The 18,620-nt window shown below is 51.1% G+C and carries 15 protein-coding genes and 1 riboswitch; of the genes, 12 read left to right on the top strand and 3 right to left on the bottom strand.

The window, feature by feature from the left end:
• Positions 1-206: 206 nt before the first annotated feature.
• The gene (argE, locus tag BEA93_RS23220) at positions 207-1,358 is read right to left on the bottom strand and encodes an acetylornithine deacetylase (RefSeq protein WP_001517526.1); all 1,152 of its coding nucleotides are present in this window, start codon (positions 1,356-1,358) and stop codon (positions 207-209) included.
• 153 nt (positions 1,359-1,511) lie between these two features.
• Here argE and argC point away from each other — a divergent pair, with 153 nt between their 5' ends.
• The 6 genes from argC to oxyR all read left to right on the top strand — a co-directional run bounded on the left by argC (position 1,512) and on the right by oxyR (position 8,983).
• Positions 1,512-2,516 carry an N-acetyl-gamma-glutamyl-phosphate reductase gene (argC, locus tag BEA93_RS23215; protein ID WP_000935354.1) on the top strand — a complete coding sequence of 335 codons (1,005 nt, stop codon included), beginning with the start codon at positions 1,512-1,514 and terminating at the stop codon, positions 2,514-2,516.
• 7 nt (positions 2,517-2,523) lie between these two features.
• The gene (gene argB / locus BEA93_RS23210; protein WP_001362445.1) at positions 2,524-3,300 is read left to right on the top strand and encodes an acetylglutamate kinase; all 777 of its coding nucleotides are present in this window, start codon (positions 2,524-2,526) and stop codon (positions 3,298-3,300) included.
• Between the two features lie 59 nt (positions 3,301-3,359).
• Positions 3,360-4,733, top strand: a complete 1,374-nt coding sequence (gene argH / locus BEA93_RS23205) for an argininosuccinate lyase (RefSeq protein ID WP_105225117.1) — start codon at positions 3,360-3,362, stop codon at positions 4,731-4,733.
• A gap of 501 nt (positions 4,734-5,234) precedes the next feature.
• Positions 5,235-6,449, top strand: coding sequence for a D-mannonate dehydratase ManD (gene manD, locus BEA93_RS23200; RefSeq protein ID WP_000690941.1), 1,215 nt, complete (start codon positions 5,235-5,237; stop codon positions 6,447-6,449).
• An 83-nt stretch (positions 6,450-6,532) separates the two neighbouring features.
• Positions 6,533-7,816 carry an MFS transporter gene (locus BEA93_RS23195; RefSeq protein ID WP_000382161.1) on the top strand — a complete coding sequence of 428 codons (1,284 nt, stop codon included), beginning with the start codon at positions 6,533-6,535 and terminating at the stop codon, positions 7,814-7,816.
• A 249-nt stretch (positions 7,817-8,065) separates the two neighbouring features.
• On the top strand, positions 8,066-8,983 hold the full coding sequence (gene oxyR, locus BEA93_RS23190) for a DNA-binding transcriptional regulator OxyR (protein WP_001025929.1): 918 nt from the start codon (positions 8,066-8,068) through the stop codon (positions 8,981-8,983).
• On the opposite strand, the gene sthA is transcribed toward oxyR, so the two are convergent.
• Positions 8,966-10,366: a Si-specific NAD(P)(+) transhydrogenase gene (sthA, locus tag BEA93_RS23185; protein WP_000019889.1), complete on the bottom strand. Its 1,401-nt coding sequence runs from the start codon at positions 10,364-10,366 to the stop codon at positions 8,966-8,968. The two genes, oxyR and sthA, sit on opposite strands and share 18 nt — an antisense overlap.
• Before the next feature lie 329 nt (positions 10,367-10,695).
• Here sthA and BEA93_RS23180 point away from each other — a divergent pair, with 329 nt between their 5' ends.
• From BEA93_RS23180 to BEA93_RS23165, 4 genes are all read left to right on the top strand, one after another.
• A complete protein-coding gene (locus tag BEA93_RS23180; RefSeq protein WP_105225118.1) occupies positions 10,696-11,862 on the top strand; it encodes a M20 aminoacylase family protein in 1,167 nt (388 codons plus the stop codon).
• A 42-nt stretch (positions 11,863-11,904) separates the two neighbouring features.
• Positions 11,905-13,221: a citrate-proton symporter gene (locus tag BEA93_RS23175; RefSeq protein ID WP_000125454.1), complete on the top strand. Its 1,317-nt coding sequence runs from the start codon at positions 11,905-11,907 to the stop codon at positions 13,219-13,221.
• 103 nt (positions 13,222-13,324) lie between these two features.
• On the top strand, positions 13,325-13,975 hold the full coding sequence (fabR, locus tag BEA93_RS23170) for an HTH-type transcriptional repressor FabR (RefSeq protein WP_001309117.1): 651 nt from the start codon (positions 13,325-13,327) through the stop codon (positions 13,973-13,975).
• Positions 13,975-14,334 carry a YijD family membrane protein gene (locus BEA93_RS23165; RefSeq protein ID WP_000806410.1) on the top strand — a complete coding sequence of 120 codons (360 nt, stop codon included), beginning with the start codon at positions 13,975-13,977 and terminating at the stop codon, positions 14,332-14,334. Before fabR ends, BEA93_RS23165 begins: the two co-directional genes overlap by 1 nt.
• 39 nt (positions 14,335-14,373) lie before the next feature.
• Here BEA93_RS23165 and trmA read toward each other — a convergent pair whose 3' ends face one another.
• Positions 14,374-15,474: a tRNA (uridine(54)-C5)-methyltransferase TrmA gene (gene trmA / locus BEA93_RS23160; RefSeq protein ID WP_000187028.1), complete on the bottom strand. Its 1,101-nt coding sequence runs from the start codon at positions 15,472-15,474 to the stop codon at positions 14,374-14,376.
• A gap of 113 nt (positions 15,475-15,587) precedes the next feature.
• A riboswitch (cobalamin riboswitch) is annotated at positions 15,588-15,778 on the top strand.
• Positions 15,779-15,843: 65 nt separating this feature from the next.
• On the opposite strand from trmA, the gene btuB reads away from it, so the two are divergent.
• Complete coding sequence (gene btuB, locus BEA93_RS23155) at positions 15,844-17,688, top strand: TonB-dependent vitamin B12 receptor BtuB (protein ID WP_000591341.1); 1,845 nt, start codon at positions 15,844-15,846, stop codon at positions 17,686-17,688.
• Complete coding sequence (gene murI / locus BEA93_RS23150; RefSeq protein ID WP_105225119.1) at positions 17,633-18,490, top strand: glutamate racemase; 858 nt, start codon at positions 17,633-17,635, stop codon at positions 18,488-18,490. Before btuB ends, murI begins: the two co-directional genes overlap by 56 nt.
• The last annotated feature ends 130 nt before the right edge of the window (positions 18,491-18,620 follow it).

The following is an 18,620-nucleotide window of genomic DNA, read 5'->3' as shown; positions in this document are numbered from 1 at the left end:
AAGCATCGCATCCGACATTATTGCGGCGCTGGAGTTTGGCAACAGTGCCGGATGCGGTGCGAATGCCTTATCCGGCCTACGGTTGGGCATCATTTGAGTCACTGTAGGTCGGATAAGATGCGTAAGCATCGCATCCGACATTACTGCGGTGCTGGAGTTTGGCAGCAGTGCCGGATGCGGCGCGAGCGCTTTGTCCGGCCTACGTTTTAATGCCAGCAAAAATGGTGAATCACCTGGGTGATCAACTCGCGGGTGGGTTTAATAAACCGTGTCTCCAGATATTCATCAGGCTGATGGGCTTGATTGATTGAACCTGGTCCTAACACCAGCGTCGGGCATAGCGTCTGAATAAACGGTGCTTCGGTACAGTAGTTCACCACTTCGGTCTGTGCGCCGAGCAATTTCTCAACCACTTCAACCAGTTGATGATTCGGCGGGCACTCATAACCAGGGATCGGCGGATGCAGCTCTTCGACCGTCAGACGACCCGGCCAGCGTTCGCTTACCGGTGCCAGCGCGTCGTTGAGCAAGCCGTTAAGTTCATTGAGCGTCATGCCTGGCAGCGGACGAATATCCATATGCAACTCACAGCAGGCGCAAATTCGGTTAGATGCGTCACCGCCGTGAATATGCCCGAGGTTGAGCGTGGGATACGGTACGGTAAACGCTTCATAGTGATAGCGTTCTTTAAGGTCGTCACGTAATTGTAAAATATGGCCGATGGCGTCATGCATCAGCTCGATGGCATTCACCCCGCGTGCCGGATCGCTGGAGTGCCCCGACTGACCCATAATGCGAATGGCGTTAGAAATATGGCCTTTATGTGCGCGTACCGGTTGCAATGACGTCGGTTCGCCAATGATGGCGCAATCCGGGCGCAGGGCGGTGGTTTCGGCAAAATAACGCGCTCCGGCCATACTGGTTTCTTCATCGGCAGTCGCCAGAATGTAGAGCGGCTTTGCAAGCTTCGTAACGTCGACATCGCGTAGTGCATCAAGGATAAACGCAAAGAAGCCTTTCATGTCGGCGGTGCCCAGACCATAGAGCTTGCCGTCATGCTCAGTCAGCGTAAACGGATCGCGCGTCCAGCGCCCGTCATCAAACGGCACGGTATCGGTATGCCCCGCCAGCAACAAGCCGCCAGCGCCGTGTCCGCAACTTGCCAGCATATTAAATTTGTTGCGTGTTCCCGGCACGGGCTGCACTTCCACATTGAAGCCCAAATCTTTGAACCAACCCGCCAGCAGAGTGATTAAATCTGCATTGCTTTGATCGAGCGCTTCTTCCGTGGCGCTTATTGAAGGTGTGGCAATCAGAGCACGGTAGATCTCGATAAATGGCGGTAATTTGTTTTTCATTGTTGACACACCTCTGGTCATGATAGTATCAATATTCATGCATTAATTGTGAATAAAAATACACTAACGTTGAGCGTAATAAAACCCACCAGCCGTAAGGTGAATGTTTTACGTTTAGCCAGGCAAACAGACATAAGAAGGTGAATAGCCCCGATGTTGAATACGCTGATTGTGGGTGCCAGTGGTTACGCTGGCGCAGAGCTAGTGACCTATGTAAATCGCCATCCGCATATGAACATAACCGCTTTGACTGTTTCAGCGCAAAGCAATGATGCGGGAAAGTTAATCTCCGATTTGCATCCGCAGCTCAAAGGCATCGTTGATCTGCCGCTGCAGCCGATGTCGGATATCAGCGAGTTTAGCCCAGGGGTGGATGTGGTGTTTCTCGCCACTGCCCATGAAGTTAGCCACGATTTAGCACCGCAGTTTCTTGATGCAGGCTGTGTGGTATTCGACCTTTCCGGCGCATTCCGCGTTAACGACGCCGCCTTCTATGAAAAATATTACGGCTTTACCCATCAATACCCGGAACTGCTGGAGCAAGCCGCTTATGGTCTGGCGGAGTGGTGCGGCAATAAATTAAAAGAAGCGAATTTGATTGCGGTGCCGGGGTGTTACCCGACGGCAGCGCAGTTGGCGCTTAAACCGTTGATTGATGCCGATCTTCTAGATCTCAATCAGTGGCCGGTCATCAACGCCACCAGCGGTGTAAGCGGTGCAGGACGTAAGGCAGCGATTTCTAACAGCTTTTGTGAAGTCAGCCTGCAACCATACGGTGTCTTTACCCATCGCCATCAACCGGAGATCGCTACACACCTTGGTGCTGACGTGATCTTCACCCCGCATCTGGGCAATTTCCCGCGCGGCATTCTGGAAACGATTACCTGCCGTCTGAAACCGGGCGTGACCCAGGCGCAAGTAGCACAAGTGTTGCAACAGGCATATGCGCATAAACCGCTGGTACGGTTGTATGACAAAGGCGTTCCGGCGCTGAAAAACGTTGTCGGGCTACCGTTCTGCGATATCGGTTTTGCCGTTCAGGGCGAGCATCTGATTGTGGTGGCGACCGAAGACAACTTATTGAAAGGTGCGGCGGCACAGGCAATCCAGTGTGCCAATATTCGTTTCGGCTATGCGGAAACGCAGTCTCTTATTTAAGGGTGCAATGATGAATCCATTAATTATCAAACTGGGCGGCGTATTGCTGGATAGTGAAGAGGCGCTGGAACGGCTGTTTAGCGCACTGGTGAATTATCGCGAGTCTCATCAGCGTCCGTTGGTGATTGTTCACGGCGGCGGCTGCGTGGTGGATGAGTTGATGAAAGGGTTGAATCTGCCGGTGAAAAAGAAAAACGGCCTGCGCGTGACGCCTGCGGATCAGATAGACATTATCACTGGCGCACTGGCGGGAACGGCAAATAAAACCCTGCTGGCGTGGGCGAAGAAACATCAGATTGCTGCTGTGGGGCTGTTTCTCGGTGATGGCGACAGCGTCAAAGTGACCCAGCTCGATGAAGAGTTGGGCCATGTTGGACTGGCGCAGCCAGGTTCGCCTAAGCTTATCAACACGTTGCTGGAAAACGGTTATTTGCCGGTGGTCAGCTCTATTGGTGTGACGGACGAAGGGCAACTGATGAACGTCAATGCTGACCAGGCCGCGACGGCACTGGCGGCAACGCTGGGTGCGGATCTGATTTTGCTTTCTGATGTCAGTGGCATCCTCGACGGTAAAGGGCAACGAATTGCTGAGATGACCGCGGCGAAAGCAGAACAACTGATTGAGCAGGGCATTATTACTGACGGCATGATTGTGAAAGTGAATGCGGCGCTGGACGCTGCACGCACGCTGGGCCGCCCGGTGGACATCGCCTCCTGGCGTCATGCGGAACAGCTTCCGGCACTGTTTAACGGTATGCCGATGGGGACGCGGATTTTAGCTTAATTTTTGTTGGCCGGAGGCACAGCTTCCGGCATTGAATTTCAAAATAAGGAAACAGAGTTATGGCACTTTGGGGCGGGCGTTTTACTCAGGCAGCAGATCAACGGTTCAAACAATTTAATGACTCATTGCGCTTTGATTACCGTCTGGCGGAGCAGGATATTGTCGGCTCTGTAGCCTGGTCCAAAGCCCTGGTAACGGTAGGTGTGTTGACCGCAGAAGAGCAGGTGCAACTAGAAGAGGCGCTGAACGTGCTGCTGGAAGACGTTCGCGCCAGGCCACAACAAATCCTCGAAAGCGACGCCGAAGATATCCATAGCTGGGTGGAAGGTAAACTGATCGACAAAGTGGGTCAGTTAGGCAAAAAACTGCATACCGGGCGTAGCCGTAATGACCAGGTAGCGACTGACCTGAAATTGTGGTGCAAAGAGATGGTCAGCGAGTTGCTGGCGGCTAACCGCCAGTTGCAATCGGCGTTGGTGGAAACGGCGCAAAATAATCAGGACGCAGTGATGCCGGGTTATACCCACCTGCAACGCGCTCAACCGGTGACGTTCGCTCACTGGTGCCTGGCCTATGTTGAGATGCTGGCGCGTGATGAAAGCCGTTTGCAGGACGCGCTTAAGCGTCTGGATGTCAGCCCGTTAGGTTGTGGTGCGCTGGCGGGAACGGCCTATGACATTGACCGTGAACAACTGGCTGGCTGGCTGGGTTTTTCCTCGGCAACGCGTAACAGCCTGGACAGCGTTTCTGACCGTGATCACGTACTGGAACTGCTTTCTGCCGCCGCCATCGGCATGGTGCATCTGTCGCGTTTTGCCGAAGATCTCATTTTCTTTAACACCGGCGAAGCGGGTTTTGTCGAACTGTCTGATCGCGTGACTTCCGGTTCATCCTTAATGCCGCAGAAGAAAAACCCGGATGCGCTGGAGCTGATTCGTGGGAAATGTGGTCGTGTCCAGGGCGCATTAACCGGCATGATGATGACTCTGAAAGGGTTACCGCTGGCCTATAACAAAGACATGCAGGAAGACAAAGAGGGCTTGTTCGACGCACTCGACACCTGGCTGGATTGCCTGCATATGGCGGCGCTGGTGCTGGATGGGATTCAGGTGAAACGCCCGCGTTGTCAGGAAGCGGCGCAGCAGGGTTACGCTAACGCCACTGAACTGGCGGATTATCTGGTGGCAAAAGGCGTACCGTTCCGCGAGGCGCACCATATTGTGGGTGAAGCGGTGGTGGAAGCCATTCGTCAGGGCAAACCACTGGAAGAACTGCCGCTGGCTGAGTTGCAGAAATTCAGCAAGGTGATTGGAGAAGATGTGTATCCGATTTTGTCGTTGCAATCGTGCCTCGACAAACGTGCGGCAAAAGGCGGCGTCTCACCGCAGCAGGTGGCGCAGGCGATTGCTTTTGCAAAGGCGCGGTTGGTGTAACTTGTTTATATCGCTCCCCTGAAAACGGGGAGTTTGCCTTATCATGCCTACGTAGTGTTGCGCTTTGTAAGCCAGATAAGGCGTTTACGCCGCATCTGGCAGGAATTTATCATCATCCTGATGCCCCTGAGTTTTACGTCCAGCCACAGCCATTCTTCGTCACATTCCTTTTAATTCTTGCGTCTTCTTTACGTTTACTTTTCCTATAAAAATCATTTTCAAATACATCAAACAATACATATTTTAATTAATTGAATATAATTAATTTCTATTGCTGTGTTCATTTTTAAGATTAATGGAATTTGTTATGTAATTATTTAACGTGTTGTTTTAACGATGATGGTTAATATTGTAGACAATATTTGAGGATATTTCTGTTCCTCGGCGGAAAATTTTATTTTTAATGTGATCACGGTTGAATAATCACTTTTTCTTCCTTGTATGGTAGTAGGCATAAAATTAAGTTTAAAACGTCTATTTAAAACACAGGAGAGTGCAATAATGAAAATTATTGCTGCGGACGTTTTTGTCACTTGCCCCGGGCGTAATTTCGTTACGCTTAAAATAACCACTGAAAGCGGACTTTGTGGGTTGGGAGATGCCACATTAAATGGTCGTGAATTGTCGGTCGCTTCCTATCTGAAAGATCATCTTTGTCCACAATTAATAGGTCGCGATGCCAGCCGTATCGAAGATATCTGGCAATTCTTTTATAAAGGTGCTTACTGGCGGCGTGGCCCCGTCACGATGTCGGCAATCTCTGCCATTGATATGGCGTTATGGGATATCAAAGCTAAAGCAGCCAATATGCCGCTGTATCAACTGCTGGGTGGCGCTTCTCGCGAGGGCGTGATGGTCTATTGCCACACCACCGGGCGTACAATTGATGAAGTCCTTGAAGACTATGCAAAACACCAGCAAATGGGCTTTAAGGCGATTCGGGTGCAGTGCGGCGTGCCGGGTATGCAAACTACCTATGGCCTGGCGAAGGGAAAAGGGCTGGCTTACGAACCGGCAACCAAAGGCCAGTGGCCGGAAGAACAATTGTGGTCTTCAGAAAAGTATCTCGATTTTACGCCGAAGCTCTTTGAGGCCGTGCGCAACAAGTTCGGTTTTAATGAACATCTGTTGCATGACATGCACCATCGCCTTACCCCTATTGAAGCGGCGCGCTTTGGTAAGAGCATTGAAGATTACCGCCTGTTCTGGATGGAAGACCCGACACCTGCCGAGAATCAGGAATGTTTCCGTTTGATTCGCCAGCATACCGTGACACCAATTGCGGTCGGAGAAGTCTTTAATAGTATCTGGGATTGTAAGCAGTTAATCGAAGAGCAGTTAATTGACTATATCCGCACGACGATTACCCATGCTGGTGGAATTACCGGGATGCGACGGATTGCCGATTTTGCATCGCTTTATCAGGTGCGTACCGGTTCGCATGGCCCTTCTGATTTATCGCCCATTTGCCATGCGGCAGCGCTGCATTTTGATCTCTGGGTGCCTAACTTCGGTGTTCAGGAGTACATGGGTTATTCCGAACAAATGCTTGAGGTCTTCCCGCATAGCTGGCGCTTCGACGCGGGTTATATGCACCCAGGCGATGAACCAGGGCTGGGTATCTCCTTTGATGAGAAGCTGGCGGCGAAATATCCGTATGATCCGGCGTATCTCCCCGTTGCGCGTCTGGAAGACGGTACATTGTGGAATTGGTAGTGATTTAAGCGAAACCGTATATCTGTCGCTTAATTTATTTATTGAGTAATCAAATCTATTCAATTTTCTCAAGGAGTATAAAAATGGATGTTGATTTGCCAGGTAGTGTTGCGGGTAATAAACCGCAACGGATTCGCCGTATTCAGACGGTGGCGCTGGTTTTATTATTTATGGCGGGAATCGTTAATTTTCTCGATCGCTCATCATTGAGCGTGGCAGGCGAGGCGATTCGTGGCGAGTTAGGATTATCAGCCACAGAGTTTGGCGTTTTACTTTCTGCATTTTCTCTGTCTTATGGTTTTTCACAACTGCCTTCCGGTATTTTGTTAGATCGTTTTGGTCCACGAATTGTGTTAGGCGCAGGATTAATATTCTGGTCATTAATGCAGGCATTAACAGGAATGGTTAATTCCTTTAGCCACTTTATTATTATGCGTATTGGACTGGGTATTGGTGAAGCGCCGTTTATGCCTGCGGGGGTGAAATCTATCACCGACTGGTATGCGCAAAAAGAACGCGGCACGGCGCTGGGGATCCTTAACTCATCTACCGTTATCGGTCAGGCCATCGCGCCCCCTGTTCTTGTATTGATGCAACTGGCGTGGGGCTGGAGGACGATGTTTGTCATCATCGGCCTGGCGGGGATTCTGGTTGGGATTTGCTGGTACGCATGGTATCGCAACCGGGCGCAGTTTGTCCTGACCGATGAAGAACGAGCGTATCTCTCTGCACCGGTTAAGCCGCGTCCACAATTGCAATTTAGCGAGTGGCTGGCGCTGTTTAAACATCGGACAACCTGGGGGATGATTTTAGGTTTCGCTGGTGTCAACTATACCGGTTGGCTCTACATTGCGTGGTTACCCGGTTATTTGCAGGCTGCGCAAGGTTTCAGTCTGGCAAAAACCGGCTGGGTGGCGGCGATTCCTTTCCTTGCGGCGGCAGTCGGGATGTGGATCAACGGTATTGTTGTCGATAGGCTGGCGAAAAAAGGCTACGACCTGGCGAAGACGCGTAAAACGGCCATTGTTTGCGGTTTGATGATGTCGGCATTAGGGACGTTGCTGGTGGTGCAATCTTCCTCGCCTGCGCAGGCGGTGGCGTTTATCTCAATGGCGCTGTTCTGCGTGCATTTCGCGGGAACATCGGCATGGGGACTGGTGCAGGTGATGGTGTCAGAAACAAAAGTGGCTTCCATCGCTGGTATTCAAAACTTTGGCAGTTTTGTCTTTGCTTCCTTTGCCCCGATCGTGACCGGCTGGGTAGTGGATACTACGCACTCGTTTAATCTGGCGCTGGTTATTGCGGCCTGCGTGACCTTCATCGGCGCGCTGTGTTACTTCTTTATCGTCAAAGATCGCATTGAATAAATATTGGGTCTGGCTCTCTTGTGGGAGCCGGGCGAAATAAAAAAAAGCGGATCCTGGAGATCCGCAAAAGTTCACGTTGGCTTTAGTTATTCGAGTTGAGAAACTCTCGAAACGGGCAGTGACTTCAAGGGTTAAAGAGGTGCCGCTCCGTTTCTGTGAGCAATTATCAGTCAGAATGCTTGATAGGGATAATCGTTCGTTGCTATGCTACCTATCGCCATGAACTATCGTGGCGATGGAGGATGGATAATGAATATTCGTGATCTTGAGTACCTGGTGGCATTGGCCGAACACCGCCATTTTCGCCGTGCGGCAGATTCCTGCCACGTCAGCCAGCCAACCCTGAGTGGGCAAATTCGTAAGCTGGAAGATGAGCTGGGCGTGATGTTGCTGGAGCGGACCAGCCGTAAAGTGTTATTCACCCAGGCGGGAATGCTGCTGGTGGATCAGGCGCGTACCGTGCTGCGTGAGGTGAAAGTCCTTAAAGAGATGGCAAGCCAGCAGGGCGAGACGATGTCCGGGCCGCTGCACATTGGTTTGATTCCAACGGTCGGGCCTTACCTGCTACCGCATATTATCCCGATGCTGCACCAGGCTTTTCCGAAGCTGGAAATGTATCTGCATGAAGCCCAGACCCATCAATTACTGGCGCAACTGGACAGCGGCAAACTCGACTGTGTGATCCTCGCACTGGTGAAGGAGAGCGAAGCATTCATTGAAGTGCCGTTGTTTGATGAGCCAATGCTGTTGGCAATCTATGAAGATCACCCGTGGGCTGATCGTGAATGTGTACCGATGGCCGATCTGGCAGGGGAAAAACTGCTGATGCTGGAAGATGGTCACTGTCTGCGCGATCAGGCAATGGGCTTCTGCTTTGAAGCGGGGGCGGATGAAGATACACACTTCCGCGCGACCAGTCTGGAGACGCTGCGTAACATGGTGGCGGCTGGTAGCGGTATCACTTTACTGCCTGCGCTGGCCGTGCCGCCGGAGCGTAAACGTGATGGCGTTGTTTATCTGCCGTGCATTAAGCCAGAACCACGCCGCACTGTTGGCCTGGTTTACCGTCCGGGTTCGCCGCTGCGCAGTCGCTATGAGCAACTGGCAGAGGCCATCCGTGCAAGAATGGATGGCCATTTCGGTAAAACGTTAAAACAGGCGATTTAAGCCGTTTAGCGCCGCGACCCGATAGGCTTCCGCCATAGTCGGGTAGTTAAAGGTGGTGTTGACGAAGTACTCAATCGTGTTGCCGCCACCTTTCTGTTCCATAATCGCCTGACCGATATGAATAATTTCGGCAGCGCGCTCACCAAAGCAGTGAATTCCCAGAATCTCTTTTGTTTCCCGATGGAACAAAATTTTCAACGTGCCCACGTTCATCCCGACAATTTGCGCACGAGCCAGATGTTTAAACTGGGCGCGGCCCACTTCATACGGCACTTTCATCGCGGTCAGTTGCTGTTCCGTTTTACCGACCGAGCTGATTTCCGGAATGGTGTAGATGCCGGTAGGGATATCTTCAATCAGATGCGCGGTGGCTTCGCCTTTCACCAGCGCCTGTGCGGCAATGCGCCCCTGGTCGTAGGCCGCCGACGCCAGGCTTGGATAACCAATCACGTCGCCCACCGCGTAAACGTGCGGCTGCGCGGTCTGGTACATGCTGTTGACCTTTAGCTGACCGCGGCTGTCAGTTTCCAGTCCAATGTTCTGTAACGCCAGTGAATCGGTATTACCGGTGCGACCGTTGGCATAGAGCAGGCAGTCTGCTTTCAGCTTTTTGCCTGACTTCAGGTGCATGATCACGCCGTCGTCACAGCCTTCGATCTTCTCGTACTCTTCGTTGTGACGGATCACCACGCCACTGTTCCAGAAGTGATAGGAGAGAGAATCTGACATCTCCTGATCCAGAAATGCCAGCAGGCGATCACGGGTGTTGATCAGATCGACTTTCACATCCATTCCACGGAAGATCGACGCATATTCGCAGCCGATCACCCCGGCACCGTAGATAAGTACATGGCGCGGTTCGTGATGCATGCTAAGAATCGAGTCGCTGTCGTAAATGCGCGGATGGGTAAAATCGACGTCTGCCGGATGATAAGGGCGAGAACCGCAGGCAATGACATATTTTTCTGCGGTCAGCGTTTCGACCGTGCCGTCAGGGCAATCCAGCGCCAACGTGTGCTCGTCAACAAAGCGAGCGTTCCCCTGCAATATTTCGCAGTGATTACGTTCGTAAAATCCCTGACGCATGCGCGTTTGTTGATTAATCACATTATCGGCATGGTTGAGGATATCGGCAAAAGAAGAGCGGAGCAGCCGTGAATGATCGCTATAAAGAGGGTTTTGATTAAATTCTATAATGCGGCTGACAGCGTGACGGAGGGCTTTCGACGGAATGGTGCCCCAGTGGGTGCAACCGCCGCCAACATTTTGATAACGCTCGATAACTGCGACGCGCGCACCTTGCTTAACCAGACCCATTGCAGCGCCTTCGCCGCCGGGGCCGGAACCTATTACTATGGCATCGTAATCGTAGGAATGTGACATGGTAGGGCTTACCTGTTCTTATACATAAAAGCAACAGAATGGTAACATTTTATCGCGGGTAAGCCAATTGATCCCCGTCATTTATCTGGTTATATCGTGAGCGGCCTTTGCTTTGTCTGCTCCTTCCCTGTCTCATTAATTCGCAATTAAACGCTTTTTCTTATGGCAGATAGTTTTATCTTGCTGAAAAGTGCCTTTTTGTTATTGTCTCCATGAAATCATTTTATAAAACAAATAGATAAATATTTCATATTGATTGGTTATTTGTATTTATACCATCAATGCAATCCGTTAATTAGCCTGTTTATCAGTGAATAAAGGAATAGCCGATGATCGAACACTCTATTCGTGGGTTTGAGGAAGAACTGCGCGAGATCCGCCATCAGATCCATGAAAATCCGGAGCTGGGGTTAAAGGAGTTTAAAACCAGTGCTCTGGTGGCGGAAAAGTTACGCCTGTGGGGTTATGAAGTTGAACAAGGGCTGGCGACGACGGGCGTGGTCGCTACCTTAAAAGTCGGTGACGGAGAGAAAAGTATTGGCTTGCGTGCCGATATGGATGCGCTGCCAATTTATGAAAATAGCGGCAAGTCCTGGGCCAGTAAACATCCCGGTTTAATGCATGCCTGCGGGCATGACGGACATACCACAATATTGCTGGGTGCCGCGCGCTATCTTGCTGAAACCCGCCGCTTTAACGGCACGTTGCGCCTTATCTTCCAGCCAGCGGAAGAAATGATTAACGGCGGCGAGATCATGGTTAAAGAAGGACTTTTTGACCGTTTCCCCTGCGATGTCATTTTCGGCATGCATAACATGCCCGGTCTGCCAGTGGGTAAGTTTTATTTCCAGCCCGGAGCGCTGATGGCGTCAATGGATCAATTCTATATTACGGTTCGTGGTTGTGGCGGACACGGTGCGATCCCTCACAAAGCGATTGATCCGGTGCTGGTTGCCGCACATATCACCACCGCATTACAAAGCATTGTGTCGCGCAATGTCGATCCGCTGGAAGCCGCAGTCATTACCGTCGGCAGTATTGTTGCGGGTGAGGCCGCTAACGTCATTCCTGATAGTGCTGAGATGAAAATTAGCGTCCGCTCTCTTAGCCGTGAAACCCGGCAACTTCTGTTGGCCCGTATTCCCGCTCTGGCACAAGCCCAGGCTATCAGCTTTGGTGCTACGGCTGATGTGACGCATGTTAACGGTACTCCGGTGTTGGTCAACGATGAAGAGATGGCGCGCTTTGCCTGGCAGGTGGCGTGTAAAACGTTTGGTGAAGATCGGGCCGGGTTTGGCATCAAGCCTCTGATGGGCAGTGAAGATTTCTCTTTCATGCTGGAAGTCCAGCCGAAAGGTGCTTTTTTGCTGTTCGGTAATGGCGATGTCGGGGAAGGGGCATGCATGGTGCATAACCCAGGTTACGACTTCAACGATGCAAGTCTGGTTCCGGCAAGCAGCTACTGGGGCGCACTGGTGGAAGCCTGGCTGCAATAAATAAAACAACACACAACATCACTATCTGGCAAGGAACATGGAATGACGGCGATCGTAAATGAAACAGTGGACGTAAGGAAAAAGCCCAGCGGCAAACGGGTGATTTTTGCCTCGGCGTTTGGCAATGCGCTCGAATTTTTTGATTTTGGCGTTTACAACTTTTTTGTGGTCTATATCAGCACGCTTTTCTTTCCACCCAGTGCCGATCACAATGTCGCGCTGTTACTGGCATTTGCAACGTTTGGCGTGAGCTTTTTTATGCGCCCGCTTGGTGGGATTATCGTTGGTGCCTGGGCCGATCGTTTCGGGCGTAAACCGGCGATGGTGTTTACCATTGCCCTGATGAGTCTCGGTACGCTGATGATCGGCATTGCGCCAACATATGCGACGGCGGGATATTGGGGAACAGCGACGCTGGTGCTGGCGCGCCTGATTCAGGGCGTTGCGGCAGGCGGTGAAGTCGGTGCCTCAATGTCTTTGCTGGTTGAGTCAGCTCCGGCAAATCGTCGCGGCTTTTACAGTAGCTGGTCGCTGGCGACCCAGGGGCTGGCAACGACCTTTGGTGGTGTCGTCGCTTTGGGTTTGAGCGCATGGCTGCCGTTCGCCACAGGTTCAGAAACCGTAATGGCGGAGTGGGGCTGGCGTGTACCGTTTTTTATTGGTGTGCTGTTAGCGCCCATCGGTTGCTGGCTGCGCCTGAGTCTGGAAAACGATGTGCCTGAACCTGTGCACCATAAAAAAGCCGCAGCCAGCGAAAGCGCGTTTTCTCTGCTCTTGCAACATAAAGCAACCATCGTTAATGGTGTTTTACTCGCTATTGGTAGTACGGTTGCAACCTATATCTCCCTCTTTTACTACGGCACCTGGGCTGCGAAGTATCTGGCGATGCCTCAACACTATTCTCATGCAGCGATGTTACTGGCGGGCGTTATTACGTTTGTGGGGGCGTTGTTGGTGGGGATGCTGTGTGATTCGGTCGGGCGTAAAAAGCTGATTTTAATCTCCCGGGTGATGGTGTTGATCTGTAGCTGGCCATCGTTCTGGCTGTTGGTGAATTATCCCAGTCCCGGCATGTTGCTGACGGTGGTTTTCGTGATGGTCAGCTTCACCACGCTTGGCGGTGTACCGGTAATGTTGCTGATTTCCGAACTGTTACCGAAACGGATTCGGGCATTGGGCTTCGCACTGGTTTATAGCATTGGCGTAGCAATCTTCGGCGGGTTTGCGCAATACTTTGCCACGCAATCCATTGTGTTACTGGATAGCCTGACGGCGCCAGCGTGGTATCTGGGCGGAGGTACGTTGTTGTCGATGCTGGCGTTGTTGTTTGTGAAAGAACCGGCTAAAGAGTTGCAGTAAATGTGTTTTATTGCGTTACCGTTCATTCACAACACTGGAGCAATCCAGTATGTTCATTCTCTGGTATAGTGCCAACAGTACTTTTGGCAAGGATTTAGACATCGTGATGGGCGTAAGAGCGCAACAAAAAGAAAAAACCCGCCGTTCTCTGGTGGAAGCCGCATTTAGCCAATTAAGTGCTGAACGTAGCTTCGCCAGCCTGAGTTTGCGTGAAGTGGCGCGTGAAGCGGGCATTGCTCCCACCTCTTTTTATCGGCATTTCCGCGACGTAGACGAACTTGGTCTGACCATGGTTGATGAGAGCGGTTTAATGCTGCGCCAACTCATGCGCCAGGCGCGTCAGCGTATTGCTAAAGGCGGGAGTGTGATCCGCACCTCGGTCTCCACATTTATGGAGTTCATCGGTAATAATCCGAACGCCTTCCGGTTATTATTGCGGGAACGCTCCGGCACCTCCGCTGCGTTCCGTGCCGCTGTTGCGCGTGAAATTCAGCACTTCATTGCGGAACTTGCGGACTATCTGGAACTCGAAAACCATATGCCTCGTGCGTTTACTGAAGCGCAAGCCGAAGCAATGGTGACGATTGTCTTCAGTGCGGGTGCCGAGGCGTTGGATGTCGGCGTCGAACAACGTCGGCAATTAGAAGAGCGACTGGTACTGCAACTGCGAATGATTTCGAAAGGGGCTTATTACTGGTATCGCCGTGAACAAGAAAAAACCGCAATTATTCCGGGAAATGTGAAGGACGAGTAATGAAACAAGCAAATCAAGATAGAGGTACGCTGCTGCTGGCGCTGGTTGCAGGCTTATCGATCAATGGTACTTTTGCGGCGCTGTTTAGCTCCATTGTGCCATTTTCTGTATTCCCGATTATTTCCCTGGTGCTGACGGTCTACTGCCTGCATCAACGTTATCTTAATCGCACTATGCCGGTAGGTTTGCCGGGTCTGGCTGCTGCCTGTTTTATTCTCGGTGTTCTGCTGTACAGCACGGTGGTTCGTGCGGAATATCCGGATATCGGTTCTAACTTCTTCCCGGCCGTGCTGTCCGTCATTATGGTGTTCTGGATTGGCGCGAAGATGCGTAACCGTAAGCAGGAAATTGCTGAGTAATCAGTATCATGCTGGATGCTGGCGCATCCAGCATGGGTTTTACTTAGCGGTTAGTAATACGCCGCACTCCATATGGTGCGTGTAGGGGAACTGATCAAACAGAGCCAGACGTTCAACCTTGTGCGTCTGGCTTAATGTTTCCAGATTCTTACATAACGTTTCCGGGTTGCAGGAGATATACAAAATACGCGGATACGCCTGCACCATTTTCTCGGTTTCACTGTCCAGACCGCTGCGCGGTGGGTCGACAAAAATGGTTTCGCACTGATAACTCTTCAGGTCGATACCTTGCAGACGGTTAAACTCACGCACGCCATTCATCGCCTGAGTAAACTCTTCTGCCGCCATACGAATAATTTGTACGTTATCTATATGGTTAGCAGCAATATTGTATTGCGCGGCAGCGACCGACGGCTTGGCGATTTCGGTGGCTAATACTCGATCAAAATTGCGCGCCAGAGCTAATGAAAAATTACCGTTGCCGCAGTACAACTCCAGTAAATCGCCTTTTGAGCCTTTGGTAACATCCAGCGCCCATTCCAGCATCTGAATATTCATCGCCGCGTTTGGCTGGGTGAAGCTGTTTTCTACCTGACGGTAGATCATCTCTTTCCCTGCGACCGGCAGACGCTCATCAATGTAATCCTGATCCAGCTCGATTTTTGTTTTCGTTGCCCGACCAATCAAATGCACATTCAGATTCTGCGCTCGCAGTGCATCGCGCAGGGCTTCTGCCTGCTGACGCCACTCGTCATCCAGCTTTTTATGGTACAGCAGAGAAACGACGGCCTGATTGCTCAATGTGGTGAGGTAATCAATCTGGAACAGCTTGTGGCGCAGAACGGGATTATTACGCACACCCGCAATCATCGCCGTCATCAACTGGTTGATCAGTTCACTGGCGGCGGGGAAGCTATCTACGCGGATGCGGCTTTTGGTCTGTTGATCGAAAATGATGTGGTACAGGTCATCGCCATCGTGCCAGATGCGGAATTCTGCTCGCATCCGATAATGACTGACCGGCGAGCGAAACACTTCCGGAACCAGGTCAGAAAACGGCGCCATCATACTTTGTAAACGTACCACTTTTTCGGCTAACTGCGCTTCATACTGTTCTGTTGGAAGGTGTTCGGGGGTCATGATGTATCCTGAAAATGAAATGTACGCGGCGATTGTAGGGATTGCTCATCAGATGTCCAGATCTTGATGAATTCCTATTTATGCGCGACGTCTGGACAGCAACTTGTTACAACCTGTAGCATCCACTCGCCGGTCCTGTGAGTTAATAGGGAATCCAGTGCGAATCTGGAGCTGACGCGCAGCGGTAAGGAAAGGTGCGATGATTGCGTAATGCGGACACTGCCATCCGGTGGGAAGTCATCATCTCTTTGTATCCTCAGATACCCCTCCAAGCCCGAAGACCTGCCGGCCAACGTCGCATCTGGTTCTCATCATCGCGTAATATTGATGAAACCTGCGGCATCCTTCTTCTATTGTGGATGCTTTACAATGATTAAAAAAGCTTCGCTGCTGACGGCGTGTTCCGTCACAGCCTTTTCCGCTTGGGCACAGGACACCAGCCCGGATACTCTCGTTGTTACTGCTAACCGTTTTGAACAGCCTCGCAGCACTGTGCTTGCTCCAACTACCGTTGTGACACGTCAGGATATTGACCGCTGGCAGTCGGCCTCGGTGAACGATGTTCTACGTCGTCTGCCGGGCGTGGATATCACCCAGAATGGCGGTTCAGGTCAGCTCTCTTCTATTTTTATTCGTGGTACAAACGCCAGCCATGTATTGGTGTTAATTGATGGCGTACGCCTGAATTTGGCGGGGGTCAGTGGTTCTGCCGACCTTAGCCAATTCCCTATTGCGCTTGTCCAGCGAGTTGAATATATCCGTGGACCGCGATCTGCCGTTTATGGTTCTGATGCAATAGGCGGAGTGGTGAATATCATCACCACGCGGGATGAATCCGGCACGGAAATTTCAGCGGGATGGGGAAGTAATAGTTATCAGAACTACGATGTTTCTACGCAGCAACAACTGGGGGATAAAACACGGGTAACTCTGTTGGCCGATTATGCCCATACCCATGGATTTGATGTTGTCGCCTATGGCAATACCGGAACGCAAGCACAACCAGATAACGATGGTTTTTTAAGTAAAACGCTTTATGGTGCGCTGGAGCATAATTTTACTGACACCTGGAGCGGCTTTGTGCGCGGCTATGGCTATGATAATCGTACCAATTATGACGCGTATTATTCTCCCGGCTCACCGTTACTCGATACCCGTAAACTCTATAGCCAAAGTTGGGACACCGGGCTGCGCTATAACGGCGAGTTGATTAAATCACAACTGATTACCAGTTACAGCCACAGCAAAGATTACAACTACGATCCGCATTATGGTCGTTATGATTCGTCCGCGACGCTCGATGAGATGAAGCAGTACACCGTCCAGTGGGCAAACAACGTCACCGTTGGTCACGGTAATATCGGCGCGGGTGTTGACTGGCAGAAGCAAACTACGACGCCAGGCACTGGATATGTTGCAGATGGGTATGATCAACGTAATACGGGGATCTATCTGACCGGGGTACAACAAGTTGGCGATTTTACGTTTGAAGGTGCTGCACGCAGCGATGATAACTCACAGTTTGGTCGTCATGGCACCTGGCAAACCAGTGCTGGTTGGGAGTTCATTGAAGGCTATCGCTTTATCGCTTCTTATGGCACGTCGTACAAGGCACCTAATCTTGGGCAACTGTACGGTTTCTACGGTAATCCGGATCTGAACCCCGAGAAAAGCAAACAGTGGGAAGGTGCGTTTGAGGGTTTAACCGCCGGGGTGAACTGGCGTATCTCCGGGTATCGTAACGATATCAGTGACCTGATCGATTATGACGATCACATCCTGAAATACTACAACGAAGGGAAAGCGCGGATTAAAGGCGTCGAGGCGACCGCCAATTTTGATACCGGACCGCTAACACATACGGTGAGTTACGATTATGTCGACGCACGTAATGCGATTACCGACACGCCGTTATTACGTCGTGCTAAACAGCAGGTGAAATATCAGCTCGACTGGCAACTGTATGATTTTGATTGGGGTATTACTTACCAGTATTTAGGTACTCGCTATGATAAGGATTACTCATCTTATCCCTATCAAACTGTGAAAATGGGCGGTGTGAGCTTGTGGGATATTGCGGTTGCATATCCGGTCACCTCTCATCTGACTGTTCGTGGTAAAATAGCCAACCTGTTCGACAAAGATTACGAGACAGTCTATGGCTACCAAACTGCAGGACGGGAATACACCTTGTCTGGCAGCTACACCTTCTGAACCACGTCCCACCGTGCTGGTGTTTGACTCCGGCGTCGGTGGGCTGTCGGTCTATGACGAGATCCGGCGTCTCTTACCGGATCTCCATTACATTTATGCTTTTGATAACGTCGCTTTCCCGTATGGCGAAAAAAGCGAAGAGTTTATTGTTGAGCGCGTGGTGGAAATTGTCACTGCAGTGCAAGAACGTTATCCCCTTGCATTGGCGGTGGTGGCTTGCAACACCGCCAGTACCGTTTCACTTCCTGCATTACGCGAAAAGTTTGACTTCCCGGTTGTCGGCGTCGTTCCGGCGATTAAACCCGCAGCGCGTCTGACCGCTAATGGCATTGTTGGACTGCTGGCAACTCGCGGAACAGTTAAACGTTCTTATACCCATGAGTTGATCGCGCGTTTCGCCAATGAATGCCAGATAGAAATGCTCGGTTCGGCAGAGATGGTCGAGCTGGCTGAAGCGAAGCTGCATGGCAATGAAGTTTCTCTGGATGCACTAAAGCGTATCTTGCGCCCGTGGTTAAGAATGAAAGAGCCGCCAGATACTGTTGTTCTGGGATGTACCCACTTCCCTCTATTACAAGATGAACTGTTGCAGGTGCTGCCAGAGGGAACCCGGTTGGTGGATTCAGGCGCAGCGATTGCCCGCCGAACGGCCTGGTTACTGGAGCATGAAGCCCCTGATGCAAAATCAGTCGATGCGAATATTGCCTTTTGTATGGCAATGACGCCAGAAGCTGAACAGTTATTGTCCGTTTTACAGCGTTACGGCTTTAAAAAGCTCGAAAAACTGACAGTTTCAGGCTGATTTGATTGAAACTTGCGCATTCGGAAAATTATTTTAAATTTCCTCTTGTCAGACCGGAATAACTCCCTATAATGCGCCACCACTGACACGGAACAACGGCAAATAAGCCGCCGGGTCAGCGGGGTTCTCC

It is taken from the genome of Escherichia sp. MOD1-EC5950 (genome assembly GCF_002965345.1).
GTDB classification, from domain to species: Bacteria; Pseudomonadota; Gammaproteobacteria; order Enterobacterales; family Enterobacteriaceae; genus Escherichia; species Escherichia marmotae.
Note: the sequence above shows the minus strand (reverse complement) of the source record. Positions and strands in the feature narration are given on the sequence as shown.